The sequence below is a fragment of the Streptomyces sp. NBC_01016 genome, from assembly GCF_026341035.1.
In the GTDB taxonomy this organism is placed as follows: domain Bacteria; phylum Actinomycetota; class Actinomycetes; order Streptomycetales; family Streptomycetaceae; genus Streptomyces.
On the sequence record NZ_JAPEOQ010000001.1, the window covers coordinates 1,031,313 to 1,056,557 of the forward strand.

Annotated in this window: 24 protein-coding genes; 10 read left to right on the plus strand and 14 right to left on the minus strand. The window is 71.7% G+C overall.

Translation table 11 applies throughout. From position 1 onward, the window contains the following. Positions 1-60: 60 nt before the first annotated feature. Positions 61-540, plus strand: a complete 480-nt coding sequence (locus OG746_RS04825; RefSeq protein WP_266711864.1) for a pyridoxamine 5'-phosphate oxidase family protein — start codon at positions 61-63, stop codon at positions 538-540. 44 nt (positions 541-584) lie between these two features. On the opposite strand, the gene OG746_RS04830 is transcribed toward OG746_RS04825, so the two are convergent. Together OG746_RS04830 and OG746_RS04835 are read right to left on the minus strand one after the other, a co-directional pair. Beyond that, the gene (locus OG746_RS04830; RefSeq protein WP_266711866.1) at positions 585-2,174 is read right to left on the minus strand and encodes a protein kinase domain-containing protein; all 1,590 of its coding nucleotides are present in this window, start codon (positions 2,172-2,174) and stop codon (positions 585-587) included. A gap of 348 nt (positions 2,175-2,522) precedes the next feature. Continuing rightward, the gene (locus OG746_RS04835; protein WP_266711868.1) at positions 2,523-3,068 is read right to left on the minus strand and encodes a bacterial proteasome activator family protein; all 546 of its coding nucleotides are present in this window, start codon (positions 3,066-3,068) and stop codon (positions 2,523-2,525) included. Between the two features lie 425 nt (positions 3,069-3,493). On the opposite strand from OG746_RS04835, the gene OG746_RS04840 reads away from it, so the two are divergent. Beyond that, positions 3,494-3,709, plus strand: a complete 216-nt coding sequence (locus tag OG746_RS04840; protein WP_266711870.1) for a hypothetical protein — start codon at positions 3,494-3,496, stop codon at positions 3,707-3,709. 10 nt (positions 3,710-3,719) lie between these two features. Here OG746_RS04840 and OG746_RS04845 read toward each other — a convergent pair whose 3' ends face one another. From OG746_RS04845 to pdhA, 7 genes are all read right to left on the minus strand, one after another. After that, entirely contained in the window at positions 3,720-4,700 is a 981-nt protein-coding gene (locus OG746_RS04845; protein WP_266711872.1) for an NAD(P)H-quinone oxidoreductase, read from the minus strand. 60 nt (positions 4,701-4,760) lie between these two features. Beyond that, a complete protein-coding gene (locus OG746_RS04850) occupies positions 4,761-5,858 on the minus strand; it encodes a potassium channel family protein (protein WP_266711874.1) in 1,098 nt (365 codons plus the stop codon). Continuing rightward, complete coding sequence (locus OG746_RS04855) at positions 5,855-7,426, minus strand: molybdopterin molybdotransferase MoeA (protein WP_266711876.1); 1,572 nt, start codon at positions 7,424-7,426, stop codon at positions 5,855-5,857. Before OG746_RS04855 ends, OG746_RS04850 begins: the two co-directional genes overlap by 4 nt. Further along, positions 7,423-8,331 (minus strand): DUF6457 domain-containing protein, encoded by a 909-nt coding sequence (mobA, locus tag OG746_RS04860; RefSeq protein ID WP_266711878.1) that lies wholly within the window; start codon positions 8,329-8,331, stop codon positions 7,423-7,425. The genes OG746_RS04855 and mobA overlap by 4 nt, the downstream gene beginning before the upstream one ends. Positions 8,332-8,402: 71 nt before the next feature. Next, entirely contained in the window at positions 8,403-9,893 is a 1,491-nt protein-coding gene (locus OG746_RS04865) for a dihydrolipoamide acetyltransferase family protein (protein WP_266711880.1), read from the minus strand. A 14-nt stretch (positions 9,894-9,907) separates the two neighbouring features. Further along, positions 9,908-10,930 carry an alpha-ketoacid dehydrogenase subunit beta gene (locus OG746_RS04870; protein WP_266711882.1) on the minus strand — a complete coding sequence of 341 codons (1,023 nt, stop codon included), beginning with the start codon at positions 10,928-10,930 and terminating at the stop codon, positions 9,908-9,910. Further along, positions 10,927-12,069, minus strand: coding sequence for a pyruvate dehydrogenase (acetyl-transferring) E1 component subunit alpha (gene pdhA / locus OG746_RS04875; protein WP_266711884.1), 1,143 nt, complete (start codon positions 12,067-12,069; stop codon positions 10,927-10,929). The genes OG746_RS04870 and pdhA overlap by 4 nt, the downstream gene beginning before the upstream one ends. Before the next feature lie 174 nt (positions 12,070-12,243). Between pdhA and OG746_RS04880 the strand changes: the two genes are divergently transcribed. After that, on the plus strand, positions 12,244-12,753 hold the full coding sequence (locus tag OG746_RS04880; RefSeq protein ID WP_266711886.1) for an Lrp/AsnC family transcriptional regulator: 510 nt from the start codon (positions 12,244-12,246) through the stop codon (positions 12,751-12,753). Positions 12,754-12,798: 45 nt separating this feature from the next. On the opposite strand, the gene OG746_RS04885 is transcribed toward OG746_RS04880, so the two are convergent. Further along, entirely contained in the window at positions 12,799-13,407 is a 609-nt protein-coding gene (locus tag OG746_RS04885; RefSeq protein WP_266711888.1) for a TetR/AcrR family transcriptional regulator, read from the minus strand. Further along, positions 13,404-14,912: a 3-hydroxyacyl-CoA dehydrogenase gene (locus OG746_RS04890; RefSeq protein ID WP_266711890.1), complete on the minus strand. Its 1,509-nt coding sequence runs from the start codon at positions 14,910-14,912 to the stop codon at positions 13,404-13,406. Before OG746_RS04890 ends, OG746_RS04885 begins: the two co-directional genes overlap by 4 nt. Before the next feature lie 228 nt (positions 14,913-15,140). On the opposite strand from OG746_RS04890, the gene paaN reads away from it, so the two are divergent. Further along, complete coding sequence (paaN, locus tag OG746_RS04895) at positions 15,141-16,853, plus strand: phenylacetic acid degradation protein PaaN (protein ID WP_266711892.1); 1,713 nt, start codon at positions 15,141-15,143, stop codon at positions 16,851-16,853. Here the strand turns inward: paaN and OG746_RS04900 are convergent. From OG746_RS04900 to OG746_RS04910, 3 genes are read right to left on the minus strand one after another with little or no spacing between them, the layout of a single operon-like run. Next, positions 16,850-17,641 carry a TrmH family RNA methyltransferase gene (locus tag OG746_RS04900; RefSeq protein WP_266718720.1) on the minus strand — a complete coding sequence of 264 codons (792 nt, stop codon included), beginning with the start codon at positions 17,639-17,641 and terminating at the stop codon, positions 16,850-16,852. The two genes, paaN and OG746_RS04900, sit on opposite strands and share 4 nt — an antisense overlap. Positions 17,642-17,687: 46 nt before the next feature. After that, positions 17,688-18,875 (minus strand): HTTM domain-containing protein, encoded by a 1,188-nt coding sequence (locus tag OG746_RS04905; RefSeq protein WP_266711894.1) that lies wholly within the window; start codon positions 18,873-18,875, stop codon positions 17,688-17,690. Positions 18,876-18,898: 23 nt separating this feature from the next. Further along, positions 18,899-19,786 (minus strand): DUF5819 family protein, encoded by an 888-nt coding sequence (locus OG746_RS04910; RefSeq protein ID WP_266711896.1) that lies wholly within the window; start codon positions 19,784-19,786, stop codon positions 18,899-18,901. Positions 19,787-20,076: 290 nt separating this feature from the next. On the opposite strand from OG746_RS04910, the gene paaA reads away from it, so the two are divergent. The 6 genes from paaA to OG746_RS04940 all read left to right on the plus strand — a co-directional run bounded on the left by paaA (position 20,077) and on the right by OG746_RS04940 (position 25,197). Beyond that, positions 20,077-21,099: a 1,2-phenylacetyl-CoA epoxidase subunit PaaA gene (gene paaA / locus OG746_RS04915; RefSeq protein WP_266711898.1), complete on the plus strand. Its 1,023-nt coding sequence runs from the start codon at positions 20,077-20,079 to the stop codon at positions 21,097-21,099. Next, positions 21,096-21,407, plus strand: coding sequence for a 1,2-phenylacetyl-CoA epoxidase subunit PaaB (gene paaB, locus OG746_RS04920; RefSeq protein ID WP_266711900.1), 312 nt, complete (start codon positions 21,096-21,098; stop codon positions 21,405-21,407). Before paaA ends, paaB begins: the two co-directional genes overlap by 4 nt. Continuing rightward, positions 21,404-22,171, plus strand: a complete 768-nt coding sequence (gene paaC, locus OG746_RS04925) for a 1,2-phenylacetyl-CoA epoxidase subunit PaaC (RefSeq protein WP_524540375.1) — start codon at positions 21,404-21,406, stop codon at positions 22,169-22,171. The genes paaB and paaC overlap by 4 nt, the downstream gene beginning before the upstream one ends. Then, positions 22,165-22,770, plus strand: a complete 606-nt coding sequence (gene paaD, locus OG746_RS04930; RefSeq protein WP_266711902.1) for a 1,2-phenylacetyl-CoA epoxidase subunit PaaD — start codon at positions 22,165-22,167, stop codon at positions 22,768-22,770. Before paaC ends, paaD begins: the two co-directional genes overlap by 7 nt. Then, positions 22,770-23,921 carry a 1,2-phenylacetyl-CoA epoxidase subunit PaaE gene (paaE, locus tag OG746_RS04935; protein WP_266711904.1) on the plus strand — a complete coding sequence of 384 codons (1,152 nt, stop codon included), beginning with the start codon at positions 22,770-22,772 and terminating at the stop codon, positions 23,919-23,921. Before paaD ends, paaE begins: the two co-directional genes overlap by 1 nt. A 121-nt stretch (positions 23,922-24,042) precedes the next feature. Next, the gene (locus OG746_RS04940) at positions 24,043-25,197 is read left to right on the plus strand and encodes an acyl-CoA dehydrogenase family protein (RefSeq protein WP_266711906.1); all 1,155 of its coding nucleotides are present in this window, start codon (positions 24,043-24,045) and stop codon (positions 25,195-25,197) included. Positions 25,198-25,245: the final 48 nt, after the last annotated feature.

Consider the following 25,245-nt stretch of genomic DNA (forward strand, 5'->3'; position numbering starts at 1 on the left):
ACGCGTCCTGGGGGCGGGCTCCTCTGGTTTACGGATGAGCCTGCGGCGCAGAGTGGTGACATGCCCTCCGACCCGCAGAAAGACCCGCAGCAGGCGCCCCCGCAGCCGCCGCAGAAGGCGGCGGCCGGGCGGCAGGACCGGGACCTCGCCTTCGAACTGCTCGCCCGCGTGCCCTACGGCCGCGTCGCGACCAGCATGCGCGCCCTGCCCTTCCTCGCCTCCACCCGCCACATCGTGGCCGACGGACGGCTTCTGCTGCGCATGCACCGCGGCCTCGGCTACCACGAGGCGTGCATCGGCAGCGTCGTCGCCTACGGGGCGGACAACCTGGGGCAGGAGCGCCCCGAGGACGCGGGCCAGTGGTCCGTGCAGTGCGTCGGCACCTGCGAGCAGGTCGAGCCGACCACGGCCGACCTCGAACTCTTCGGTCCCGCCCCGCACTACGCGGACGACGAGCCCTTCGACCCGGTCTACCTGCACGTCGCCCCGCAGTTCGTGACGGTGCACGAGCTGCGGGGCGGTTCGGCTCAGCGGAGCTGATTCAGCGGGGTCCGGGGCGGAGCCCCGTGGTGTGGCCGGGCGGACTACTCGGCGCTGTCGCCGCCGGTGTCACCACCCGTGTCGCCGCCGGTGTCACCACCGATGATGCCGCCGTCGTCACCACCCGTGCCGCCGTTGCCGTCGTCGGGCTGCGAGGGCGTCGGAGTCGGGGTCGGCTTGGTCGCCGTCTGCGTCGGCGTCGGGTCCGCGCTGGTCGGGTCGCCCGTCGGCTCGTCGGACTGCGTCGGCGACGGGTTCGTCGTCGTGGGCTGCTGCGTCGGCGTATAGCCGGTGTCGCCGCCCGTGCTCGTACCCGGCTCCTCGGTCGCGTCGTCAGAGGCGTCGTCCGAGGCCGTCTCGCTGGGCTCCGAGCTCTTCTCGGACTTCGTAACGCTCGGCGACTTCTTGTCGCTGGGGGTCTTGTCCTTGCCGTCGCCACCGCTGAGCGCCCAGGCGACACCCACCGCGATCGCGATGACCGCGAGCACGGCGACGATCCACAGCTTGCCGCGGCCGCCTCCCTTGCCCCCGTTCCCGTCGAAGCCGCCGTCGTCGCCGCCCGGCGGGCGCAGCATCGGCTGCTGGGCCGTGCCGGAGTCGCCGGGGTGCTGCATCGCCGTGGTGGCTGCGACACCCATCGCGGGCGTCGAGCCGCCCTCGTGGGAGTCGATGGGTCCGGTGTTCCAGGTGCCGGTGTGGCCACCCTGCTCGTACAGCATCTGCAGGCTGTACTGGACGAGCCCGCGCATCTCCTCGGCCGTCTGGAACCGGTCGTCCGGGTCCTTGGCGAGCGAGCGCATGACGAGGCCGTTCAGCTCCGGCGGCACCTCGTCCAGGACCTCGGACGGCAGCACGGGGGTGTCCTGGACATGCTGGTAGACCACGGACAGCGGGGTCTCACCGGTGAACGGCGGGCGCAGCGCGAGAAGTTCGTAGAGCAGGCAGCCGACGGCGTACAGGTCGGAGCGGTGGTCGACGGCCTTGCCGAGGGCCTGCTCGGGCGAGAGGTACTGCGGGGTGCCCATGACCATGCCGGTCTGCGTCATGGTCGACTGCGCGCCGTGCAGGGCGCGCGCGATGCCGAAGTCCATCACCTTCACCGCGCCGGTGTTGGTGATGATCACGTTCGCGGGCTTGATGTCGCGGTGCACGATGCCGTGCTGGTGCGAATAGGCGAGCGCTTCCAGGACACCCGAGACGATGATCAGGGCCTGTTCGGCACCCGGAGCCTCCGCGCTGAGCAGGAGGTCGCGGATGGTGCGGCCCTCGACCAGCTCCATGACGATGTACGGGACGGTGCTCCCGGCGACGACGTCCTCGCCGGAGTCGTAGACCGCCACGACCGCGTGGTGGTTGAGCCCCGCGACCGACTGTGCCTCGCGGGTGAAGCGGGCCTTGGAGACCGGGTCCTCGGCGAGATCGGAGCGGAGCAGCTTGACGGCGACCGTGCGCCCGAGGCGTACGTCCTCGGCCGCGAAGACCTCCGCCATGCCACCCCGGCCGAGTCTGCCGGTCAGTCGATACCGACCGTCCCCGACGAGCCCGCCGTTACCCCACATCTCCGGCGCATCTGACATACCGCCGCCAGTCGCCTCGGGGTCGGACGGGCCCTGAGCGCGCTGCTGCTGTGCCATCAGTCCTCGCCGTCGTTTCTGTCCGTGCTGCCGGATCCATATCGGAGTACGCGCGGTTGCGAAATACCGACTCCGTCGGGCCACGCTACAGGCATCGGCCATGTCGCTGTTCCGAGATGGACCGGACATCCAACCCGTTGCCGTGCAGGCCTTGCAAATCGTGAGCAGGATATTTGTAGGCGGCCGATGACGAATTCGTGATCACTTGGGGCGATCGGCATCTGTCGTCCGGTGGCCAAGTTCACGCATACGTAGGGGCCCGTCTTGAAGACGGGCCCCTACGTATGTGCACCTGTGTACTTGTTGACCTGGAGGTTGACCTGTCCGCCGGCCTACCTGTCCGCCGACCTAGAGGTACGGGCCGCCCGAGCGGCCGCCCGCGCGCGGGTCCTCGTCCTCTTCCTCGCCGCCGCCGACGCCGGGCGGCAGGGCCCGGCGCATCTGCTCGAGCTGGGCGCGCGCCGCCATCTGCTGGGCGAACAACGTCGTCTGGATCCCGTGGAAGAGCCCCTCGAGCCAGCCCACCAGCTGGGCCTGCGCGATGCGCAGCTCGGCGTCGCTCGGGGTCGCCTCCTCCGTGAAGGGCAGGGAGAGCCGCTCCAGTTCCTCGACAAGTTCGGGGGCGAGACCGTCCTCGAGCTCCTTGACCGAACTGGAATGGATCTCCTTGAGGCGCTGCCGGCTCGCTTCGTCGAGGGGAGCCGCGCGCACTTCTTCGAGCAGCTGCTTGATCATGCTGCCGATGCGCATCACCTTGGCGGGCTGTTCCACCATGTCGGTCACCGGGATCTCGCGGGACTCGTCGCCGCCACCGCCGCCAAGCGCCATGCCGTCCTGGCCCACGACCAGGACCTGCGGGTTCTCCGGCGACTGTTCGTTCCTCGGCATCTCCATGCCGCCATTCTCTCGTACGTCGCTGTCACATCTCGGTGGTGCCCCCGTTCGGAGCTGATCCACCATGCCGGGCGGGACGAAATCCGGCGTGCCTGTTTTTTCCCGCTATGTGAGGCTTAGCGCAGGCATCTGGACGAACCGGGAGCGGAAGGGGGCTGGGAATGCGACGGCTTCGGTGGGTGGCCGGGCTTCTCTTCTCCGCGCTGCTGTTCCTGGCGGCGCCCGTGTCCCTGTCGTACGCCGCCGGGTCCTCTTCGTACGTCGCCGGATCCTCGTCTTACGCTGCCGGGTCCTCTTCGTACGCCGTCGAGGCTCGCTCGGGCGCCGCCGGGCCCCATGCGTACGTCGCCGAGCCCTCGCCGCACGGGTCCCTCGCGGGGAGCCGTGCGGGGGTGGGCCGGATCCCGCCGGGGCGCGAGCTGCCCATGCCGGACACCACCGGGGCCGTGCTGCCCCCGGCTCCCACCGAGCCGCCGCCCGCCGTGTCGCAGGAGCCGCGCCCCGAGCGGCCCACCGCCCCCGAAGGGCAGGCCGTCGGCGAGCCCGGGACCGGGCCCTTGGTGAACGTGCTGCCGCTGGGGGCAGGGCTGCTGCTCACCGGGCTCGGCCTCGGGTTCCTGGCGCTGCGGCTGCGCCGGTGACGCCTGCCGGCTACTGGTTGGTGAGCAGGACCTTGCCGATGTGACCCGACTCCTCCAGGACCCGGTGGCCCTGCGCGGCGTCGCTCATCGGAAGCGTCCGGTCCACGATCGGCCGCACATGGCCGCCCTCGACCAGCGGCCACACGTGCTCGCGCACGGCCGCGACGACCGCCGCCTTCTCGGTCAGCGGGCGGGCCCGCAGCGTGGTCGCGGTGATGGCGCCGCGCTTGCCGAGCAGCGTGGCGATGTTCAGCTCGCCCTTCACTCCGCCCTGCATGCCGATGATGGCGAGCCGGCCGCTGGTGGCGAGGGCGTCGACGTTCCGGTTCAGGTACTTGGCGCCCATGTTGTCGAGGATGACGTCGGCGCCCGCCCCGCCCGTGGCGTTCTTGATCTCTTCCACGAAGTCCTGCTCGCGGTAGTTGATCAGGATGTCCGCGCCGAGCTCCCCGCAGAAGTCGAGCTTCTCCTTGGTTCCGGCCGTGACCGCCACCTTGGCGCCGACCGCCTTCGCGAGCTGGATCGCCATGGTGCCGATGCCGCTGGAGCCGCCGTGCACGAGGAAGGTCTCGCCGGGCCGCAGGTTGGCGATCATGAAGACGTTGGACCAGACGGTGCAGGTCACCTCGGGCAGCGCGGCGGCCGTGGCCAGGTCGAGGCCCCCCGGCACCGGGAGGAGCTGCCCCGCGGGGACGACGACCTTCTCGGCGTACCCGCCGCCCACGAGCAGCGCGCACACCTCGTCGCCTACCGACCAGCCGGAGACGCCGGTGCCGAGCTCGACGATCCGGCCGGAGCACTCCAGGCCGGGATAGGGGGAGGTGCCGGGCGGCGGGCTGTAGAAGCCCTGCCGCTGGAGCAGATCGGCGCGGTTGACGGCGCTGGAGACCACCTCGACCAGGACCTCGCCCTCGCCGGGTACGGGGTCGGGGACCTCCGTCCAGACGAGCGCCTCGGGTCCGCCGGGTTCCGTGATCGTGATCGCATGCATGGCCGCGAGGCTACTCCCGTGGATCAGCCGCGTGGAGAGGGTCGGCCCGTGCGGAGAGGATCAGCTGCGCGGAGTGGGCTTCATGTCCGGTGCCAGCTGGGTCTTGGGCGTGACGCGGGTGATCGTGATGAGGCGGTCCGTCAGCTTGAGCGAGCCGACGGCCGAGTCGTCGTAGCCGAGTACCCGATGCCCGCGGATGACGCTGACGACCAGGTCCTCCGTCTCCTTCGGCTGCAGGCCGACCTCGGCCTTGGTGACCGGGCGTTCGACCATGTCGAGGCCGGAGCCCTTCTGGATGAGGTCCTCCATGACCATGCCCGCGTGCGGGCTGAGCACGGACAGGCCGAGCAGCCGCCCCGCCGCACTGGCGCTGGTGATGACGGCGTCGGCGCCGGACTGGCGCAGCAGCGGCGCGTTCTCCTCCTCGCGGACCGCGGCGACGATCTTCGCCCCGCGGTTCAACTGCCGCGCGGTGAGCGTCACGAGGACCGCCGTGTCGTCGCGCTGCGTCGCGATGATGATCTTCCGCGCCCGCTGCACCTCGGCCTGCAACAGGACCGAGCTGCGTGTGGCATCGCCCGTCACGCCCGCGTATCCATGGGCGTTGGCGCTCTCGACGACCTTGGGGCTGGGGTCGACCACGACGACCTGCTCGGGCTTCAGGCCACTCGCGCAGACGGTCTCCACGGCGCTGCGACCCTTGGTTCCGAAGCCGACGACGACAGTGTGGTCACGCAAGGTGGACCTCCAGCGTTTCAGGCGCCATTCCTCCCGCGTCCGTTCGGTGAGGACTTCGAGCGTGGTGCCGACCAGGATGATCAGGAAGAGCACACGCAGCGGCGTGATGACGAAGATATTGGTGAGCCGCGCCGCGTCGCTGACCGGCGTGATGTCGCCGTATCCCGTGGTGGAGAGCGTGACGGTCGCGTAGTAGAACGAGTCGAGCAGGTCGACATGGCCATCTGAGTTGTCGTTGTAGCCGTCTCTGTCGATCCACACGATCAGTGCGGTGACGACGAGCACGGTGAGCGCTATCAGCACGCGCCGGGCCACTTGGAGGAGCGGACGCTCGACGACCTGCCGGGGAAGTTTCACCCGGTAGGTCGCGGTCCGCTCTTCCTCTTGGCGTGCGATGGCGTCATCGCCGGCCAGTTTCACGTGAAACACCCTTCGTTTCCCGCCGGGTTGAGACCGGGCAGGCCAGGATTCCACGACCACGGCAGGTCGAGGATCTCCACCTCCTGGCCCTCCGTGGCGCCGCCGGGCGGGATGACGGCGAGCCCATCGGCGGCTGCGATGCCGCGCAGCATGGCCGGACCGTTGTAGTGCAGCGGCACCGCCCACTCGTGCCCACTGCCGTCGTCCTGCCGCAGCACGATGGGGATGAGGCGGGTGTCATGAGGGTGGCCGGGGGCGGGCGTGTGCAGGGGTGCGGTGTACGCGTCCGCGTTCCGGCCCCCGTCCAACTGCCGTTGTCCGCCGTTGGTTTGGCGCTGCGCGGAGCTGTGCGTCTGGTCCTGCGCCCGGCCCGAGAGCACTCGGAGCAGCGGCTCGGCGAGCGTGAGCAGACCGGAGACGGCGGCCAGCGGGTTGCCGGGGAGGCCGACGAGGTGCTGCCCCTCCTTGAGCCGGGCCAGCAGCATCGGGTGGCCGGGGCGGACGGCGACCCCGTCGACGAGGAGTTCGGCGTCGAGGGCGCGCAGGGTGGGGTGCACGTGGTCGACGGGCCCGAACGCGGTGCCGCCGGTGGTCACGACCAGGTCGGTGCCGGCCTCTCGTACCGCCTTGAGCAGCGCCTTCGCATCGTCGCCGAGCCTGCGTACGGCGGTCACCTCGACGCCGAGCGCGCGCAGCCAGTGCGGGAGCATCGGGCCGAGCGCGTCCCGGATGAGGCCGTCGCGGGGGAGACCGGCGGTGAGCAACTCGTCGCCGAGGATCAGGACTTCGACCGTCGGTCGCGGGACGACGGTCAGGGTGTCGTAGCCCGCGGCGGCGGCGAGACCGAGGACGGCCGGGGTGACGAGGGCGCCTGAGGGCAGCAGCAGCTCGCCGCTGCGGCACTCCTGGCCGCGGGGGCGGATGTCCTGACCGTGGGCGACGGCGTGCAGCGCGTGCAACTGGCCGCCCGCGTCGAGGTGTCCGTGCTCGCTGCGGATGACGGCCGTGGCGTCCGAGGGCACGCGGGCGCCGGTCGCGATCGCCGCGGCCTCGCCGTCGGTCAGCGGGGCGGGCGGCTCGTGTCCGGCGAGCAGCCCTTCGCCGCCCACGGCCCAGGGGCCCGGGCCTGCGACGACCCAGCCGTCCATCGCCGAGGTGTCGAAGGAGGGCAGGTCCGTGAGGGCGGTCAGCGGTGCGGCGAGGACCAGGCCGAGCGCCTGGTCGAGCGGGACGCTGCGCGCTGCGCGGGGGCCGCGTTCGGCCCGTGCGGCGGTGCGGCGGGCCGTTGCCCAGGAGGTCGCGGCATGTCGGTGCGATGGGGCGGGGACCGGAGTCCCGGGTGTGGCGGGGCTCTTCGGGGTGGTCCGCTCGGTGGTCCGCTCGCCCTTGGGCTGTTCGTCGCGGCGCCGGTCGTCCTGGTGCGGTTCTCCGTGGCGTTGCTCTCCGTGGTGCCGGCCGCCGTGGGGGCGGTTGTCGTTGGCCAGGGCGAGTGCCTCGTCCACGTCGACGTCCATCGGATCGACGCCCACCGGGACGGCCTGCGGCGACCGCCCGTTGGGGGCGCTCATCCCGCGTCGTCCGACTTGGCCTCGGCCTCCTGCGCCCAGCGATTGGCGAGCTCGGCCGCCTTCGCCGCGGCCGATGCCACGGCTTCGGGGCCGCCTCCTGCCTGCGCCGCCGCGTATCCGACGAGGAACGTCGTCAGCGGTGCCGCGGGGCGCGCGACGCCGTGCGCGGCGTCACGGGCGAGGTCGAGCAGGACGCCCGTGTCGACGTCCAGGTCGATGCCCAGTTCGTTCTTGGCTGCGGTGATCCATTCGTCAAGCACTCGTCCATGCTCCCTGATACGTGACCGGGCGGCGGCGATGTCGTCCCAGGTGTCGCAGTCGAACGACGCGACGGGGTCGGTGATGCGGGTCAGCCTGAGGTTACGGGTGAACAGGCGCAGCGGAAGGCCCGTGAGGTCACCGTGTTGGGCCTTGAGTTCGCCGAGGACACGTCGCAGTGCCGCGTACCGGTAGGCGGCGACGAGCGGCTGGTCACGGCCGTCGGCGTCGGCCAGCAGCGCGCCGTCGATCGCATCGCCGTTCACGCCGTCGTTCGCGCCGCCGAGTTCGCTTTCGGCTTCGAGCGCGTCGAGGAGGCCTCGTACGGTGCGGTCGCCCAGGAACGGCAGATCGGCGGAGAGCACGAGGATGCTCTCCGCCACCGGTTCCGGTGCGGCCTCGAGTCCCCGAACCCCCGCCTCCAGAGCGGCGAGCGGCCCCCCGCCCGGCGGCTCCTCGCGGGCCCAGACGACGGGGCGCGCGGTGCGGCGCGGCTCGGCGACCACCACGGTGGCGCGGGCCCCCGCGCACGCGTGCAGGACCCGGTCGAGCAGCGCGCGACCGCCGACCCGCACACCCGGCTTGTCCGCGCCGCCGAGCCGGCGCGCGCCGCCCCCGGCGAGGACGATGGCGTCGTACGCGTTCATCCCCCGAGTATGGGCTCACGGGCGATCATTGCCACCAGGCGGGCGGGCGATCCTTGCCACCGGTCGGCCGGTCACAGGGTGCGCAACAGCACCGCCGGTTGTTCCACGCAGTCCGCGACGTACCGCAGGAAGCCGCCCGCCGTGCCGCCGTCGCACACCCGGTGGTCGAAGGTGAGCGAGAGCTGGACGACCTGGCGGACCGCCAACTCCCCTTCGTGCACCCAGGGCTTGGCGGCGATGCGGCCGACGCCGAGCATGGCCGCCTCGGGGTGGTTGATGATCGGCGTGGAGCCGTCGACGCCGAACACCCCGTAGTTGTTCAGCGTGAAGGTGCCGCCGGTGAGTTGCGAGGGCGACAGCTTCCCTGACCGGGCCGCCTCGGTCAGCCGGGCGAACTCGGCGCTCAGCGACTCGGCACCGCGTGCGTGGGCGTCCCGTACGACGGGCACGACCAGGCCGCGGTCGGTCTGCGCGGCGAACCCGAGGTGCACCTCGTCGAGCCGGACTATCTCGCGCCGCTCGGTGTCCACCGTGGCGTTCAGCTCCGGGTAGCGGGCCAGGGCCGCGGTGCAGATGCGGGCGAGGAGCGCGAGCACGGAGATCTTGGGGCCCGCGGAGGGGCCGGTCGCGGAATTCATCGCCACGCGCGCGTGCATGAGTTCCGTGGCATCGGCGTCCACCCAGCAGGTCGCGTCGGGTATCTCGCGCCGGCTGCGGGACAGCTTGTCGGCCACGGCGCCGCGAATGCCGCGCAGGGGGGTGCGGTGCTCCTGCCGAGTGGCGGCCGGAGCGGGGGCGGGCGCAGGGGTGCGCTCAGGGGCGGCGTTCGTGGCGTTGGCCGTGCTCGTGGCGTCTGCCGTGCTGGCGGCGTTGGCCGCGTTTTCCACGTCTCCCCTGAGGATGAGCCCGTCGGGCCCCGACCCGGTCAGCTCTCTGAGGTCCACGCCGCGGTCGCGGGCGAGCTTGCGGACGAGCGGGGAGATCACGGGGACAGGGCCCTGGGCGCGCGGTGCGCTCTCCGGTGCGGCGGGCACGCTGTCCAGCGGCGCGGGCCGCACCCGCCTGCGCCGGGTCGGCGCGGTGGTGGTTCCGTACCCCACCAGCACGTTCCCCGAGCCCTCGGCCTTCTGCGCCTTGTCCGCGTTCTCGGCCTTGTCCGCGTTCTCGGCCTTCTCGGCCTTCTCGGCCTTCTCGGCCTTCTCAGGAGCCCCCTGGGGAGCCTCCCGTCGCACCTCCTGGCGCGCCTTCGCGGGCTCTTCCGCGGCGGCCGAAGACGATGCGGGAACGTCCGACAGCGGCACGTCCGACGACGACTTCGCGCCCACGGCCACCATCAACAGCGGCGCCCCGACCGGCAGTTCGCTGCCCTCGTCACCGAAGCGGGCCGTGACCACACCGCCGTACGGGCACGGCACCTCGACCATCGCCTTGGCGGTCTCCACCTCGACGACGGGCTGGTCGACGGCGACGACGTCACCGACTCCCACCAGCCACTGCACGATCTCCGCCTCGGTGAGACCCTCCCCGAGGTCGGGCAGCTTGAACTCGAGCACCTGCGCCATTACCCCACCGTCCCTCACTGATCCCATTGCAGCCGAGCCACCGCATCCAGTACCCGGTCCACTCCGGGCAGATGGTGCCGCTCCAGCATGGGCGGCGGATACGGAATATCGAAACCGGCCACCCGCAGCACCGGCGCCTCCAAGTGGTGGAAGCAGCGCTCGGTCACGCGCGCGGCGATCTCCCCGCCGGGCCCGCCGAAGCCACCCGACTCGTGCACGACGACCGCGCGTCCCGTGCGCCGGACGGACTCGGTGACCGTCGCGTCGTCGAACGGCACCAGCGAGCGCAGGTCGACCACTTCAAGATCCCACCCCTCCCCTCGGGCCGCCTCGGCCGCCTCCAGGCAGACGGGGACGGACGGTCCGTACGTGAGCAGCGTGGCACTGGTGCCGGGGCGGCGAACCACTGCCGTACCTATCGGAAGAACGTCTTCCGGTGCCTCGGGGTTCCAGGAATCCCTCGTCCAGTAAAGGCGCTTGGGCTCCAGGAAGACGACCGGGTCGTCCGAGGCGATGGACTGCCTCAGCAGCCCGTACGCGTCCGCGACCGTGGCCGGCGTGACGACGGTCAGGCCGGGCGTCGCCATGTAGTACGCCTCGGAGGAGTCGCTGTGGTGCTCCACTCCGCCGATCCCGCCGCCGTACGGCACCCGCACGGTGATGGGCAGCGGCATGGCGCCGCGCGTGCGGTTGCGCATCCGCGCGACGTGCGAGATCAGCTGCTCGAAGGCGGGGTACGCGAACGCGTCGAACTGCATTTCCACGACCGGGCGCAGACCGTACATCGCCATGCCCACGGCGGCGCCGAGGATGCCCGCCTCGGCGAGCGGGGTGTCCGTGCAGCGGTCCTCGCCGAACTCCTTCGCGAGCCCGTCGGTGATCCGGAAGACGCCGCCCAGGGTGCCCACGTCCTCGCCCATGACGTGCACGGCCGGGTCCGCGGCCATGGAGTCGCGCAGCGCGCGGCCGAGCGCCTGCGCCATGGTGGCGGGCTTGGTCGCGGGCTTGCTCCTGGGCGGCCGGGCCACGGTCGTCATGCCTGATCCCCTTCCGCCTCGGCGTCCAGCTCGGCACGCAACAGTGCCGCCTGCTCCCTCAGTTGGGGGGTCTGCTCCGCGTACACGTCGCCGAACAGGTCCATCGGATCGAGGGCGGGGTCCTGGTTCATGCGCGCGCGCAGCTCGGCCGCCTGTTCCTCCGCGCCGTCGCGCACGGCCCGGATGCCGTCCTCGTCGATGAGCCCGCGCCCGGTCAACTCCCGCTCCAGGAGCAGGACCGGGTCGTGCGCGCGCCACATCTCGACCTCGGCTTCGGTGCGGTAGCGGGTCGCGTCGTCGGCGTTCGTGTGCGCGTCCATCCGGTACGTGACGGCCTCGACCAGCGTCGGGCCACCGCCCTCACGCGCGCGGGAGACCGCGTCCCTGAGCACCTCGTGCAGGGCCGCGGCGTCGTTCCCGTCGACCAGGCGGCCCGGCATCCCGTACCCGACGGCCTTGTGGGCCAGGGACGGCGCCGCGGTCTGCTTGGCCAGCGGCACGGAGATGGCGAACCCGTTGTTCTGTACGAGGAAGACGACCGGTGCCTGCCACACGGCGGCGAAGTTCAGCGCCTCGTGGAAGTCGCCCTCACTGGTGCCGCCGTCGCCGACCATGGCGAGCGCCACCACATCGTCGCCCTTTAGCTGCGCGGCATGTGCGAGGCCCACGGCGTGCGGGAGCTGCGTCGCGAGCGGGGTGCACAACGGCGCGATGCGGTGCTCGCGCGGGTCGTATCCGGTGTGCCAGTCGCCCCGCAGCAGCGTCAGCGCCTGTACGGGGTCGAGGCCGCGGGCGACGGCCGCGAGGGTGTCGCGGTAGCTGGGGAAGAGCCAGTCCCGCTCCTCGAGGACCAGCGCCGCGGCGACCTCTGCGGCCTCCTGGCCGGTCGTCGAGGGGTACACGGCGAGGCGGCCCTGCTTGGTCAGCGCGGTCGCCTGCGCGTTGTACCTGCGGCCGCGCACCACCTCCGCGTACAGGCGGCGCAGCAGCTCCGGGTCGACGCGGGCGGCGGCGTCGGTGCCCAGGACCCGGTGGGGCTCGGCGTCGGGCAGCAGCGGCGCGGGATCCGTGCGGGGCTGCCAGGCGGGCGGCGGGACGGGCCTGCCCTCGCGCGTGGCCCGCTGGTCCATGACCGTCATGACGGCACCTCCTCGTGGGAGCGGCTCGGACGGCGCGTCGGATGTGATGCGCCTCACCTACCGATTGTTCGGTCGACGGCACATTTTGGCTACAGGCACCTCCAGGCTGTGGACAATCGGTTCTCCACAGCCTGAGATGAATGCAGTACGTCCATGGTAAGGAGGCGGGGGCGGATGGCATCTGAACAAATGGCCGAAGGCTCCGGGAGCCCGGTCCAGGGCCCCGCGGCCCGCCCGCTGGACGCCATCGACCGGGACATCCTGCAGCTGCTGCTGAAGGACGGGCGCGCGTCGATACGCTCCGTCGCCGAGCAGGTCCATGTGTCCCGGGCGAACGCCTACGCGCGAATCAACCGCCTCATCGAGGACCGCGTGATCCGAGGCTTCGGCGCCCGCGTCAACCACGAGCGGTCCGGCCAGGGCGCCTCCGCCTACATCACGCTCAAGATCGTCCAGAACACCTGGCGGACCGTGCGCGAGCAGCTGCGCCGACTCCCGGAGGCCTCGCACATCGCACTGGTCAGCGGCGATTTCGACGTCCTGATCCTGGTGCACACGGAGGACAACCGCGCCCTGCGCGAACTGGTCCTCACCAAGCTCCAGTCCATCCCCGAGGTGCTGAGCACGCGCACGCTGCTGGTCTTCGACGAGGAAGACCTCGAAGGGAGCTCGCCGGACTCCTGAGGGGCCCGCGAGGGCGCACTGAGGGCCCTCGCGGGCCCCTCAGGGTCAGCCGGCCTTGCGCAGCCCCTGGAAGACCAGCTCGACCACGGCGTCCGCCACTTCACGGTCGCCGAGCCCGCCGCCGTCCGGCCGGTACCACTCCACCAGCGAGTTGATCATCCCGAAGACGAGCCGCGTGGCGAGCCGCACCTCGATGTCACCGCGTACGTCCCCGTCGGCAGCGGCCGCCCTGAGCAGCTGGGCGACCTGGTGGTCGAACTCCCTGCGCCGCTCCATGGCCCACCGCTCGGTGTCGGTGTTGCCGCGCACCCGCAACAGGAGGGTCACGTACGGCAGTTCACCGGTGAGCACCTCGACCATGCGCCGCGTGACGTACTCCAGGCGCTCGATCGCGCGTCCCGCGCGCGCGGGTTGCTCGTCGAGGATCCCGAAGAGACCGTCGAGCGCGCGGCTCACGGCGCGGCGCAGCAGCTCCTCCTTGCCCGTCACATGGTGGTAGATCGACGACTTGGAGATGCCGGCCGCCTTGGAGAGGTGCTCCATGGACGTGCCGTCGTAGCCACGCTCGTTGAAGACGGTGACCGCGACCGCGAGGAGGCTTTCGGGCGTGTAGGTGTCGCGGCGCGCGCCCGTGTCCCGTCGTGCGGTGGTCATGCGGAGCCCTCCCACTTCTTGGGGGTGTACGAGTGCCGGAAGAGGGCCAGGGACGGCGCGTGCCGCCCCGAGGGGTCGCGTTCGTGCAGTTCCTCGAGCAGCCCGCAGGCCCAGCCCCGGCCGAGCCTGCGATCCCACTCCAGGGGCCCCAGCGGGTAGTTGACGCCCAGGCGCATCGCGGTGTCGATGTCACCCTCGGTGGCCACCCCGCGCGCGAGGGCGTCGTGCGCCAGGTCGATGATCCGCGCCACGGTGCGGGCCACGATCATGCCGGGCACGTCGCCGATGACGCTGACCTCCTTGCCGAGCGCCTGGAAGAGGCCGACGGCCTCGCCGATGGTGCGCGGGTTGCCTTCCTGGCTGGTGGCCAGGGCGATGCGGGTGGCCTTGCGGTAGTCGAAGGCGAGGTCGAAGTAGACGACGTCGCGGAACTCGACGGACGTCTGGCCGTCCGCCTGCACGAGCTGGCCGCCGCTGGGCAGCATGATGCGCGTGCCCTTGTCCTCGTCCTCCTGGACGACCTCGATGCCCGCCTCACGCATCATCGGGATCAGCTCGCCCGCGGACTCCAGGTCGCCCTCGACGGTCACGCGCGCGGGCGGCCCGGCCAGCCCCGCGGTGTGCGGCTCGGGACGCTCGGGGTCCTCCCCGTACGCGTACCAGCCCTGGCCCGACTTGCGGCCCAGGCGGCCGGCCTCCACCAGGCGGCGCTGGGCCAGCGAGGGCCGGAACTTCGCGTCCTGGAAGAAGCCGTCCCACACGGAACGCGTCACGGCCTCGTTGACGTCCTGCCCGATCAGGTCGGTGAGCTCGAACGGCCCCATCCTGAACCCGCCGCTCTCCCGCAGCACGGCGTCGATGGTGGCGGGGTCGGCGCCCTGCTCCTCGTACACGGCGAACGCCTCCGCGTAGAAGGGCCGCGCGATCCGGTTGACCAGGAAGCCGGGGGTGTCCGCACAGGCCACCGGGGTCTTGCCCCAGGCGCGGGCGGTCTCGTACGCGCGCGTGGCCGCGGTGACGTCGGTGGCGGCGCCGGAGACGACCTCCACCAGCGGCATCAGGGGCGCCGGGTTGAAGAAGTGCAGCCCCACGAAGCGGCCCGGCCGGCGCAGCGCCCCGCCGATCGCCGTCACGGACAGGGACGAGGTGTTGGTCGCGAGCAGACAGTCCTCCGCGACGACGTCCTCCAGCTCGCGGAACAGGTCCTGCTTGACGTCGAGTCGCTCCAGGACGGCCTCGACCACGAGCGTCGCGGGCGCCAACTCGCCGAGCGTCTGCGCGGGTTCGAGCCGGGCGACGGCGACCGTCCGCTCGGCGGCGTCCAAGCGGCCCTTCTCGACGAGCCGGTCGAGGCGCGCGGCGATCGACTCGGCGGCGCTCCTCGCACGCCCTGGCACGGCGTCGTACAGCCGGACGGGATGCCCGGCGACGAGGGCGACCTGGGCGATGCCCTGCCCCATGGTGCCGGTGCCCACCACGCCGACGAGGCGGTCATGTGCTGTCATGCACGTGATCCTCCCGTACCGGGCCGAGCCATGGGGTTCGGGGGCTCGTGCGGCCGATCTTCTCCGGCTTTTCCACAGCTTTTCCGCACCCCCTTGTCCCGACCGATCGTTCGGTTACTCTAACTCTGTTGGTTCGTCCCTGCCCAGACCAGCCTGCCCAGTCCCGTCCAGTCCCGCCCAGCTCGCCGGCTCGACGAGGAGCCGCAGCCCAGGAGGAGTTGGTCCCCCATGGCCGCCGCCGAACTCACCGCGCACGACCTGATCGCCAAGCACCGGCCGACGCTCGACCAGGCGCTGGAAACGATCCGTACGCGCGCGTACTGGTCCCCGCACCCGGAGCACCCCAAGGCCTATGGGGAGAACGGGAGCCTGAGCATGCCCGAGGGCAAGGCCGCCTTCGACGCCCTGCTCGGCACCCGCCTCGACCTCGGCCAGCCCGGTACGGATGAGTTCGTGGGCGGTGAAGTGTCGCCGTACGGGATCGAGTTGGGCGTCACGTATCCGCACGCCGACATCGACGTGCTGCTTCCGGCCATGCGCGCGGGCATGCGCGCGTGGCGCGAGGCGGGCGCCGAGGTGCGCGCGGTGACGTGCCTGGAGATCCTGGCCCGGATCGGCGCGCGGACGCACGAGTTCGCGCACGCGGTCATGCACACCAGCGGCCAGGCCTTCATGATGGCGTTCCAGGCGGGCGGCCCGCACGCGCAGGACCGCGGCCTGGAGGCGGTGGCGTACGCGTACGAGGAGCAGGTGCGGACCCCGGGCGCCGCGGAGTGGTCCAAGGCCCAGGGCAAGCGCGATCCCCTGGTCCTGGCCAAGGAGTTCACGCCGGTGGCGCGCGGCATCTCCCTGCTGGTCGGCTGCAACACGTTCCCTACGTGGAACGGGTATCCGGGCCTCTTCGCCTCCCTGGCCACAGGCAATCCGGTCCTGGTGAAGCCGCACCCGCGCGCGGTGCTGCCCCTCGCGCTCACCGTGCGGGTGGCCCGCGAGGTCCTCGCCGAGGCGGGCTTCGACCCGAACCTGGTGGCGCTGGCGGCCGAGCGGCCCGGAGAGGGCATCGCCAAGACCCTGGCCGTACGCCCCGAGATCAGGATCATCGACTACACGGGGTCCACGGCCTTCGGCGACTGGCTGGAGACGAACGCCCGGCAGGCGCAGGTCTACACGGAGAAGGCCGGCGTCAACACGGTGGTGATCGACTCGACCGACAACTACAAGGGCATGCTGGCGAACCTGGCGTTCTCGCTGTCCCTGTACAGCGGCCAGATGTGCACGACGCCGCAGAACCTTCTGGTGCCGCGCGAGGGCATCACCACGGACGAGGGCCCCAAGGCGTACGACGAGGTGGTGGCCGACCTCGCGAAGTCGGTCGGCGGCCTGCTCGGCGACGACGCCCGGGCGAACGGGGTGCTGGGCGCGCTGGTCAACCCGGACGTGAAGGCCCGGCTCGACGCGGCCCCCGGCATCGGCGAAGTCGCCCTGCCCTCAAGGGAGATCAGCAACCCGGACTTCCCCGACGCCGTGGTCCGTACGCCGGTGATCGTGAAGCAGGACGGCGCGCGGAAGTACTGGGAGGGGGCGGACGCGGAAGCCGCCTACATGAGCGAGTGCTTCGGCCCGGTGTCCTTCGCGGTCTGCGTCGACTCGACCGGTGACGCGGTGCACCTCCTGCGCCGCACGGTGCGCGAGAAGGGCGCCATGACGGTCGGCGCGTACACCACCTCCGAAGAAGTGGCGCAGTCCGTCGAGGACGTCTGCCTGGAGGAGTGCGCGCAGCTCTCGCTCAACCTGACGGGCGGGGTGTACGTGAACCAGACCGCGGCGTTCTCCGACTTTCACGGCTCGGGCGGCAACCCCGCGGCGAACGCGGCCCTGTGCGACAGCGCCTTCGTGGCGAACCGCTTCCGGGTCGTGGAGGTACGACGGGAGGCCAGCTAAGGGGCCTGGGTGCTGTGCGCGCTCCAGTGGAAGAGCGTCATGCCGACGCTGGTGGCCAGGTTGTAGCTGGAGACCTGGGGCCGCATCGGCAGCGACACCAGCTGGTCGGCACGCGCGCGTAGTTCGGCGGAGAGGCCACTGCGCTCGGACCCGAAGGCGAGCAGGGCGTCGTCGGGCAGCTTCAGGCCGCGGATGTCCGCGCCTTCGGGGTCGAGCGCGTACAGCGGCCCGCTCGGCAGCTCGGCGACCGCGAGCCGCTCCACGGCGGTCGCGAAGTGCAGCCCCGCCCCGCCTCGTACGACGGTGGGGTGCCAGGGGTCGAGATCGCCGGTGGTGACGACCCCGGTGGCGCCGTAGCCGGCGGCGAGGCGGATCACGGCGCCCGCGTTGCCGAGGTTGCGCGGGTTGTCGAGCACGACGACGGGGGTGGTGCGTGCCTGGCGCCCGAGGGCGGCCAGGTTGTCGGCCCGCGCGGGGCGCCCGGCGAGCGCGGCGACCCCGGTGGGGTGCAGCCGCGGCACGAGCCCGCGCAGCAGCTCGTCCGGAACCTCCACGAGGAGCCCCGCCAGGTCCCGTACGACATCGGGGGCGAGCTCGTCGGCCAGGGCGAGCGCGGACGCACGGTCGACGGCGAGCGCGACCGGGACGTCGGCGCCGAAGCGTACGGCGTGCTTGAGGGCGTGGAAACCGTCGAGCAGCACCGCGGAGTCCGCGAGCCGCCGCCAGGCGCGCACGGCGTCCTCGGCGGCGTCCGCGCCCTGTGGGCCCTCGGGCCGCTCGTCCCGCATGCCGCCCGCGCCGTCCGCCGTACTCGTCCCGTTCACGGCAGGAAGCCTACGTGCGCACGGCCGACGGCTCCGCCGCCACCGGTTCGCCTTCGTCCTCCACGGGCCGGCCGGGCTCGGCCACATCCTTCGTAGGGGAGAAAACGCGACTACGCGCGCGTGCCACCCAGCCGCCGACGCGCACCAGGAAGGACGTCGGCAGGAACACCGCGTCCGCGGCGATCATCGCGAGCGAGAAGAAGGGCAGCCCGAGCACGACGGCGATGACCGCGTGCTCCAGCATCATGAACACCAACAGGACGTTCTTGAGGCGCCGATTGAAGACGGTGAACGGAAAGGCGACCTGGACCGCCACGGTCCCGTACGTCACGAGCAGCACCATCGGGCCGAACTGGGTCAGCAGATCGCCCAATGCGGGCCAGGGCGAGAAGTAGTCCAGGTGAAGCGGGTAGTAGACCGCGGAGCCGTCCTGCCATCGGCTGCCCTGGATCTTGTACCAGCCCGCCGTCGCGTAGATCAGACACGCCTCGACCATCACCACGAGCAGCCCGGCGTTGTGCAGCAGGTTGGCGACGACGTCGCACAGGAGGCGGGAATCGCCCTGTCGATCGCGGCGGTTCACGGACCACCACACCGCTTGGGCCGCCCACATCCCCCAGAAGAACAGCAGCCAGCCGCCGCCGACCTTCCCCGTGAACGTGATCGCGGCGAGCACGAGCCCCATGACCCACCACAGCACGATGCCGAACCGGTCCTCGGCCCCGCGCCGCAGCCTGCGGGCGTCCAGCGACCAGACCTGCCCGCACCGCGTGAAGACAAGGTAGATCGACATGAGGTGGATGACGTTGTCGCCGCCGTCCCCCATGAAGACGCTGCGGTTCTGCAGGGACAGCACGCCGATCATGAAGACGACCGACATGGTGCGGGTGCGCCAGCCCAGCATCAGCAGCGCGGACGACACCACCGCCACTATGTAGACCAGCTCGAACCAGCCCTGCCCGTCGGACCACATGAGCGCGCTGAACGCGTGGTTGTCCTCGGTGAGCTGCTGCGCCATGCCCCAGCTCCACGGCCCGTCGGGGCCGTACATCTCCTGGCGGTGCGGGAACTCGCGCAGCAGGAAGAGCAGCCAGGTCGCGGAGAACCCGATGCGGATCACGGCGCTCTGATAGGGGGCGAGCGCGGACGCGGTGATCCACTGGAGGCCGTCGCCGAGCCTCTGCTGCATGCGGTCCATGAGTCCCATGGAAGGTGCGCCGTTCATCGGTCACCGCCCGCCGAGTCCACCGACGACTGCACCCGCACGCGCGTGCCGCTGTCGAGCGGTGCGTCGCTGGAGGTGACCGTCCACCACGGCACCTGCCGGTACACCGGCTTCTGGTTCACCTTCTCGTCACTCCACTTCGGGGGCTCGACCATGGTCGTCTTCGAGCGGATCTGGACGCGCTCGACGGTCTCGCCCTTGCCCGCGGCCCCGAGCCGGTCGAGGCGCAGCACGAGGATGCGGCGCAGATACTGCTCGGAGAGGGTGCCGCGCAGACCGTTCGGCCGGTTCTGTGCGTCGTGGGTGCCCGTGTAGACGTCCCAGGCGCGGCGCAGCTCGTTCTGCTGGGTGTGGCTGGGCAGCAGGTTCCCGTCGATGGCGGCGCCGTCCTGAGCGGACAGTCCGTACCAGTGGGTCGCACGCAGTTCGCCGTCGGGCGTGCGGACCTCGGCGCGGGCCTCCACCGCGATGTTCTGCTGCAGCGGGTTGGGCGCGAACAGCTTCCAGTTCTGCTCGAACTCCGGGTAGACCCACGCGCCGACCAGCTCACCGTGCTTTTTGGTGATCGTGTTCGACGGCGCGACGTGCAGGAACACCATCAGGATGTGCACGCAGGTGACGAGCGCGATGCCGATGAGCGCGAGGACGGCGGTCAGCTGATGACCGGGGGAGAGCGCCGCGAGCCCGCGTCGCTCGGGTGTCCCGGACGGTCCCCCGCCCGATTCCGTACCCGACGGACCCGACGGACCTGATGACCCTGATGGCCCGGACGACCCCGAGTGCCCCGACGGCCCCGATGGCTCGGGCAGGCGGGGTCGCGGCGGAGCCGACGGCTCCGTCGTGAGCCGCGCGCCCTCGTCCGCGGCGCCTGCTTCTGTCTCCATCGGTGCTCCCCGATCCCGATCCGGTGCTGCCGGTTCCCGGTCCATCCGCCGATCGGCGGCCCCGCGACGAACCGGTTCCGAGCCGTCGCCCCACGGGACGACGCACCGGAACCGTACTGGGGAGCGCCCGCACGGCACAGACGTCCGAGGTTATCCACAGGCCGACTGCACAGGGTTGACACCTTACGGCGCCTAGACCCACCATTGAATCCGACGAACCGAACGATCGGTCGGGAGCCGGTGAGGCCCCCGACCCGAGGTCGGGCACCCAAGGTCGAGGGGGACCGGGCATGGCGACAGCAACCCCGCAGCACCGCGCGGCCGGAGCGCGGCCGGACACCACCGGCGGCACCGCCGAGCCGGGCGACGCCGCGTTCCAGGCCGTGTTCGACGCGGCGGTGGCGGCGGAAGAGCGCATCGAGCCCCGCGACTGGATGCCCGACGCCTACCGCGCGACGCTCGTGCGCCAGATCGCCCAACACGCCCACTCCGAGATCATCGGCATGCAGCCGGAGGCGAACTGGATCACGCGCGCCCCTTCGCTGCGCCGCAAGGCGATCCTGATGGCGAAGGTCCAGGACGAGGCGGGGCACGGCCTCTACCTCTACGGCGCCGCGGAAACCCTCGGCACCGGCCGCGACGAGCTGCTCGACAAGCTGCACAGCGGTCGCCAGAAATACTCCTCGATCTTCAACTACCCGACGCTGACCTGGGCCGACGTCGGAGCGATCGGCTGGCTCGTGGACGGCGCGGCGATCACCAACCAGGTGCCGCTGTGCCGCTGCTCCTACGGTCCGTACGCGCGGGCGATGGTGCGGATCTGCAAGGAGGAGTCCTTCCACCAGCGCCAGGGGTACGAGCTGCTGCTCGCGCTCAGCCGCGGCACCGAGGCCCAGCACGCGATGGCGCAGGACGCCGTGGACCGCTGGTGGTGGCCGTCCCTGATGATGTTCGGCCCGCCCGACGACGAGTCCGCGCACTCGGCCCAGTCGATGGAGTGGAAGATCAAGCGGCACTCGAACGACGAGCTGCGCCAGCGCTTCGTGGACATCTGCGTCCCGCAGGCCGAGTCCCTCGGACTCACGCTCCCCGACCCGGAGTTGAAGTGGAACGAGGAGCGGGGGCAGCACGACTTCGGACCGATCGACTGGTCGGAGTTCAAGGCGGTCCTCAAGGGCAACGGGCCGTGCAACGAACAGCGCATCACCCAGCGCAGGCGCGCCCACGACGAGGGCGCGTGGGTGCGCGAGGCCGCCGCGGCCCACGCGGCCAAGCACTCCACCACGGCGACGCGAGAAGGCAGGGCGGCATGAGCGACACCCCGAGCAGCTCCTCCGGCACCGCGGACTGGCCCCTGTGGGAGGTCTTCGTACGCTCCCGCCGCGGCCTCTCCCACACACACGCCGGCAGCCTGCACGCCCCGGACGCGGAACTGGCACTGCGCAATGCGCGCGACCTCTACACCCGCCGCGGCGAGGGCATCTCCCTGTGGGTCGTGCCGTCGGCGGCGATCACCGCCTCGTCGCCGGACGAGAAGGACCCGTTCTTCGAGCCCGCCGCCGACAAGCCCTACCGGCACCCGACGTTCTACGAGATCCCGGAAGGGGTGAAGCACCTGTGACGCAGCCTGGAACGACGCAGCCCGATACGAAGCAGCCCCGCGCGCACGGCACGACGGACACCGCGTCCGCGGCCCTGGCCCTCGGCGACGACGCCCTGGTGCTCTCGCACCGCCTGGGGGAGTGGGCGGGCCACGCACCGGTCCTCGAAGAGGAGGTGGCCCTCGCGAACATCGCGCTCGACCTGCTCGGCCAGGCCCGCGTCCTGCTGAGCCTGGTGGGCGACGAGGACGAGCTGGCGTACCTGCGCGAGGAGCGCGCCTTTCGCAACGTGCAACTGGTCGAGCAGCCGAACGGGGACTTCGCCCACACCATCGCCCGGCAGCTCTGCTTCTCGACCTACCAGCAGCTCCTCTACGCCCAACTGGCCGGGACCGGATCCGAGTTCGCTCCCCTGGCCGCCAAGGCGGTCAAGGAGGTCGTCTACCACCAGGACCACGCCCGGCAGTGGACACTGCGCCTCGGTGACGGCACGGAGGAGAGCCACACGCGGATGCAGCGCGCGGTCGACTCGCTGTGGCGGTACACCGGCGAGATGTTCCAGCCGATCCCCGGCCTGGACATCAACCCGCAGGGGCTGCAAGCGAGTTGGACCACGATTGTCGCCGACACGCTGCAAGAGGCGACGCTGACCGTGCCCGAGGGCCCGCAGCTCGGCGCATGGAGCGCGGGAGCCGGTCGGCAGGGCGTGCACACCGAGTCCTTCGGCCGGATGCTCGCGGAGATGCAGCATCTGCACCGCAGCCACCCGGGGGCGTCATGGTGACCACGGCGCGCACCCACGAAGACCAGCAGGACCGGCAGTCCCGGCAGGACCAGCAGTCCCGGACTCAGCAGGAGACCCCGCTCGAAGCCGAACTGCGCAGGCTGGCCGGGTCCGTGCCCGATCCCGAGCTGCCCGTCCTCAGCCTGGAGGAGCTGGGCGTACTGCGCGCCGTGCACACGCGCGGGTCCGGCCGCGTGGAGGTCGAGCTGAGCCCGACGTACACCGGGTGCCCCGCGATCGAGGCGATGTCGGCCGACATCGAGCAGGTGCTGCACGAGCACGGCATCCCCGAGGTCACCGTCCGCCCGGTGCTCACCCCGGCCTGGTCGACGGACGACATCACGCCCGAAGGCCGCCGCAAGCTGCGGGAATTCGGCATAGCGCCGCCGCGCACCACCCACGCGTCGGCGGGCCCGGTCACGCTCTCCCTCGGCCCGACCCGGCACACCGCCGCCCCGGCCACCGCGGAGCCCATCGCCTGCCCGCACTGCGGGTCGACGGAGACCGAGCTGCTGAGCCGGTTCTCCTCCACCGCCTGCAAGGCGCTGCGCCGCTGCCTGTCCTGCCGCGAGCCCTTCGACCACTTCAAGGAGTTGTGATGGCGCACGAAGGGGGACGGGCCCGCTTCCACCGGCTCCGCGTCGCGGCGGTCGACCGGCTCACCGACGACTCCGTGGCACTGACCCTCGCCGTACCGCCCGAGCTGCGCGAGGCGTACCGCTTCACTCCGGGACAGCACCTCGCCCTGCGCCGCACCGTGGACGGAGCGGAGATCCGGCGCACGTACTCGATCTGCTCGACCGCCCCGGCGCACGAGGCACCGAGCAGCCTCAGGGTCGGCGTGCGCCTGGTCGACGACGGCGCCTTCTCCACGTACGCGCACAAGGAGATCGCCGTCGGCGACGAGCTGGAGGTGATGACCCCGGCCGGCCGCTTCACCCTCGACCCGAGCCCCGCCTCCGACACCGCCGCCACCGGCTCCGCACCCGCCCCCACCTCCGGCTCCGCACCAGCCGCCACCTCCGGCCACTACGCCGCGGTGGTCGGCGGCAGCGGCATCACGCCCGTCCTGTCCATCGCCGGCACCCTCCTGGAGCGGGCGCCGGACGCCCGGTTCTGCCTGATACGCAGCGACCGCAGCACCGCGTCGACGATGTTCCTGGAGGAGGTCGCCGACCTGAAGGACCGGTACCCGGACCGGTTCCAGCTGGTCACCGTGCTCTCCCGGGAGGAACAGCAGGCGGGCCTGGCATCCGGCCGGCTCGACGAGGAGCGGCTCACCGCGCTCCTGCCCGCGCTGCTGCCGATGGAGCGCGTGGCGGGCTGGTACCTGTGCGGACCGTACGGGCTCGTGCAGAGCGCCGAGCGGGCGCTGCGCGCACTCGGCGTGCGGCGCGAGCGCGTCCACGAGGAGATCTTCCACGTCGACGACGGCGGCCAGGACCGGGACCGGGTGGCCGCGCCGACGCCCGCGCACAGCACGGTGACGGCGCAGCTCGACGGCCGCTCGGGCAGCTGGCCCGTCCAGGACGGCGAGTCCCTCCTGGAGGCCGTGCTGCGCAATCGTCCGGACGCGCCGTACGCCTGCAAGGGCGGCGTCTGCGGGACCTGCCGCGCGTTCCTGGTCTCCGGATCGATCCGCATGGACCGGAACTTCGCTCTGGAGGCCGAGGAGACCGAGGCGGGCTATGTGCTGGCCTGCCAGTCGCATCCGACCACGGAGAAGGTGGAGCTGGACTTCGACCGCTGACCCCGGCGCCCCGCCGGACACTGTTCCCTTCTCGTAGAACCTGTTCTATCTTGACGACCCGTCAGATCGCGGGCGCGGTACGGCAGGCACGGCAGGAATGGCGTAACGGGAGGAAAGGCCAGTGGACTTCACCTTCTCCGAGGAGCAACAGGCGGCCGTAGAGGCGGCGCAAGCGGTGTTCGGGCCGGTCGCGCCGGACGGTGTGCCCAGCCCCTCACTCACCTCGGGCGCGGTCGCCGAGGACTTCGACCGGGCGCTGTGGGCGAAGGCCGCCGACGCCGATCTGCTCAGCCTGCTGATCGGGCCGGAACACGGCGGAGCGGGACTCGACGCCATCGCGCTCTGCCTGGTGCTGCGCGAATCGGCCAAAGTCCTCGCCCGGATCCCGCTGCTCGAACACAGCGCGGCCGCGACGGTCGTACAGGCATGCGGTGGGGACCAGCTGCGGCAGGAGATCCTCCCCCGCGCCGCACGCGGCGAGCTCGTGCTGACCGTCGCCTCCGCGGGCCACACCGGACACGACCCGGCCGAACTGGCGGTCACCGCGCGCAAGGAGGCCGGCGCGGGACCGGACACCTGGGTGCTCGACGGCGTACAGACGGCCGTGCCCTGGGCCTTCGGCACCGACCTGATCCTCGTCCCGGCGCACACCGGCGAGGGCGAAGCGGTGCTCGCGGTACTCCCCGGGCCGTCCACCGACGTACCGGGGCTCACGTTCGCCGAGCAGATATCGACGACCGGCGAGCGCCAGGCCGAGCTGCGCCTGGACGGCGTGCGCGTCGAGGGGCCGCACCTCATCGAGGACGACACGGCCTGGTCCCGCCTGCACAACCTGCTCGCCACCGGCACCTGCGCGCTCGCGCTCGGTCTCGGGGAAGGCGTGCTCAAGATGACCAGCGACTACGCGGGCAAGCGCGAGCAGTTCGGCCACCCCATCGCCACGTTCCAGGCCGTGGCCGTGCAGGCCGCCGACCGCTATATCGATCTGCGCGCCATGGAGGCCACCCTGTGGCAGGCGGCCTGGCGCATCAGCAGCAACGCGAGCGGCCCACTGCCGGTCGCGGGGGACGTGGCGGTCGCCAAGACCTGGGCGTCCGACGGCGTACGACGCGTCGTGCAGACCGCACAGCATCTGCACGGCGGCTTCGGCGCGGACACTGACTACCCGCTGCACCGCTATCACGCGTGGGCCAAGCACCTGGAGCTCTCGCTCGGCCCGGCCGCCGCCCACGAGGAGGCACTCGGCGACCTGCTGGCGGCGCATCCCCTGGGGTGATCAACCCCAAAAAGCAAATGTCAGGCCCCGAAAGCCGAAAGAACAGCT

Excerpts from the sequence above, each read along its gene's own strand:
- OG746_RS04865 (WP_266711880.1), bottom strand. The coding sequence starts at position 9,893 with ATGGCGCAGGTGCTCGAGTTCAAGCTGCCCGACCTCGGGGAGGGTCTC.
- OG746_RS04900 (WP_266718720.1), bottom strand. The coding sequence starts at position 17,641 with ATGCGGGACGAGCGGCCCGAGGGCCCACAGGGCGCGGACGCCGCCGAG.
- paaN (WP_266711892.1), top strand. The coding sequence starts at position 15,141 with ATGGCCGCCGCCGAACTCACCGCGCACGACCTGATCGCCAAGCACCGG.
- OG746_RS04885 (WP_266711888.1), bottom strand. The coding sequence starts at position 13,407 with ATGACCACCGCACGACGGGACACGGGCGCGCGCCGCGACACCTACACG.
- OG746_RS04830 (WP_266711866.1), bottom strand. The coding sequence starts at position 2,174 with ATGGCACAGCAGCAGCGCGCTCAGGGCCCGTCCGACCCCGAGGCGACT.
- OG746_RS04870 (WP_266711882.1), bottom strand. The coding sequence starts at position 10,930 with ATGACGACCGTGGCCCGGCCGCCCAGGAGCAAGCCCGCGACCAAGCCC.
- OG746_RS04880 (WP_266711886.1), top strand. The coding sequence starts at position 12,244 with ATGGCATCTGAACAAATGGCCGAAGGCTCCGGGAGCCCGGTCCAGGGC.
- OG746_RS04890 (WP_266711890.1), bottom strand. The coding sequence starts at position 14,912 with ATGACAGCACATGACCGCCTCGTCGGCGTGGTGGGCACCGGCACCATG.
- paaA (WP_266711898.1), top strand. The coding sequence starts at position 20,077 with ATGGCGACAGCAACCCCGCAGCACCGCGCGGCCGGAGCGCGGCCGGAC.
- OG746_RS04825 (WP_266711864.1), top strand. The coding sequence starts at position 61 with ATGCCCTCCGACCCGCAGAAAGACCCGCAGCAGGCGCCCCCGCAGCCG.
- mobA (WP_266711878.1), bottom strand. The coding sequence starts at position 8,331 with ATGAACGCGTACGACGCCATCGTCCTCGCCGGGGGCGGCGCGCGCCGG.
- OG746_RS04840 (WP_266711870.1), top strand. The coding sequence starts at position 3,494 with ATGCCGGACACCACCGGGGCCGTGCTGCCCCCGGCTCCCACCGAGCCG.
- paaD (WP_266711902.1), top strand. The coding sequence starts at position 22,165 with ATGGTGACCACGGCGCGCACCCACGAAGACCAGCAGGACCGGCAGTCC.
- pdhA (WP_266711884.1), bottom strand. The coding sequence starts at position 12,069 with ATGACGGTCATGGACCAGCGGGCCACGCGCGAGGGCAGGCCCGTCCCG.
- OG746_RS04905 (WP_266711894.1), bottom strand. The coding sequence starts at position 18,875 with ATGGACCGCATGCAGCAGAGGCTCGGCGACGGCCTCCAGTGGATCACC.
- paaE (WP_266711904.1), top strand. The coding sequence starts at position 22,770 with ATGGCGCACGAAGGGGGACGGGCCCGCTTCCACCGGCTCCGCGTCGCG.
- OG746_RS04835 (WP_266711868.1), bottom strand. The coding sequence starts at position 3,068 with ATGGAGATGCCGAGGAACGAACAGTCGCCGGAGAACCCGCAGGTCCTG.
- OG746_RS04855 (WP_266711876.1), bottom strand. The coding sequence starts at position 7,426 with ATGAGCGCCCCCAACGGGCGGTCGCCGCAGGCCGTCCCGGTGGGCGTC.
- paaB (WP_266711900.1), top strand. The coding sequence starts at position 21,096 with ATGAGCGACACCCCGAGCAGCTCCTCCGGCACCGCGGACTGGCCCCTG.
- OG746_RS04845 (WP_266711872.1), bottom strand. The coding sequence starts at position 4,700 with ATGCATGCGATCACGATCACGGAACCCGGCGGACCCGAGGCGCTCGTC.
- OG746_RS04910 (WP_266711896.1), bottom strand. The coding sequence starts at position 19,786 with ATGGAGACAGAAGCAGGCGCCGCGGACGAGGGCGCGCGGCTCACGACG.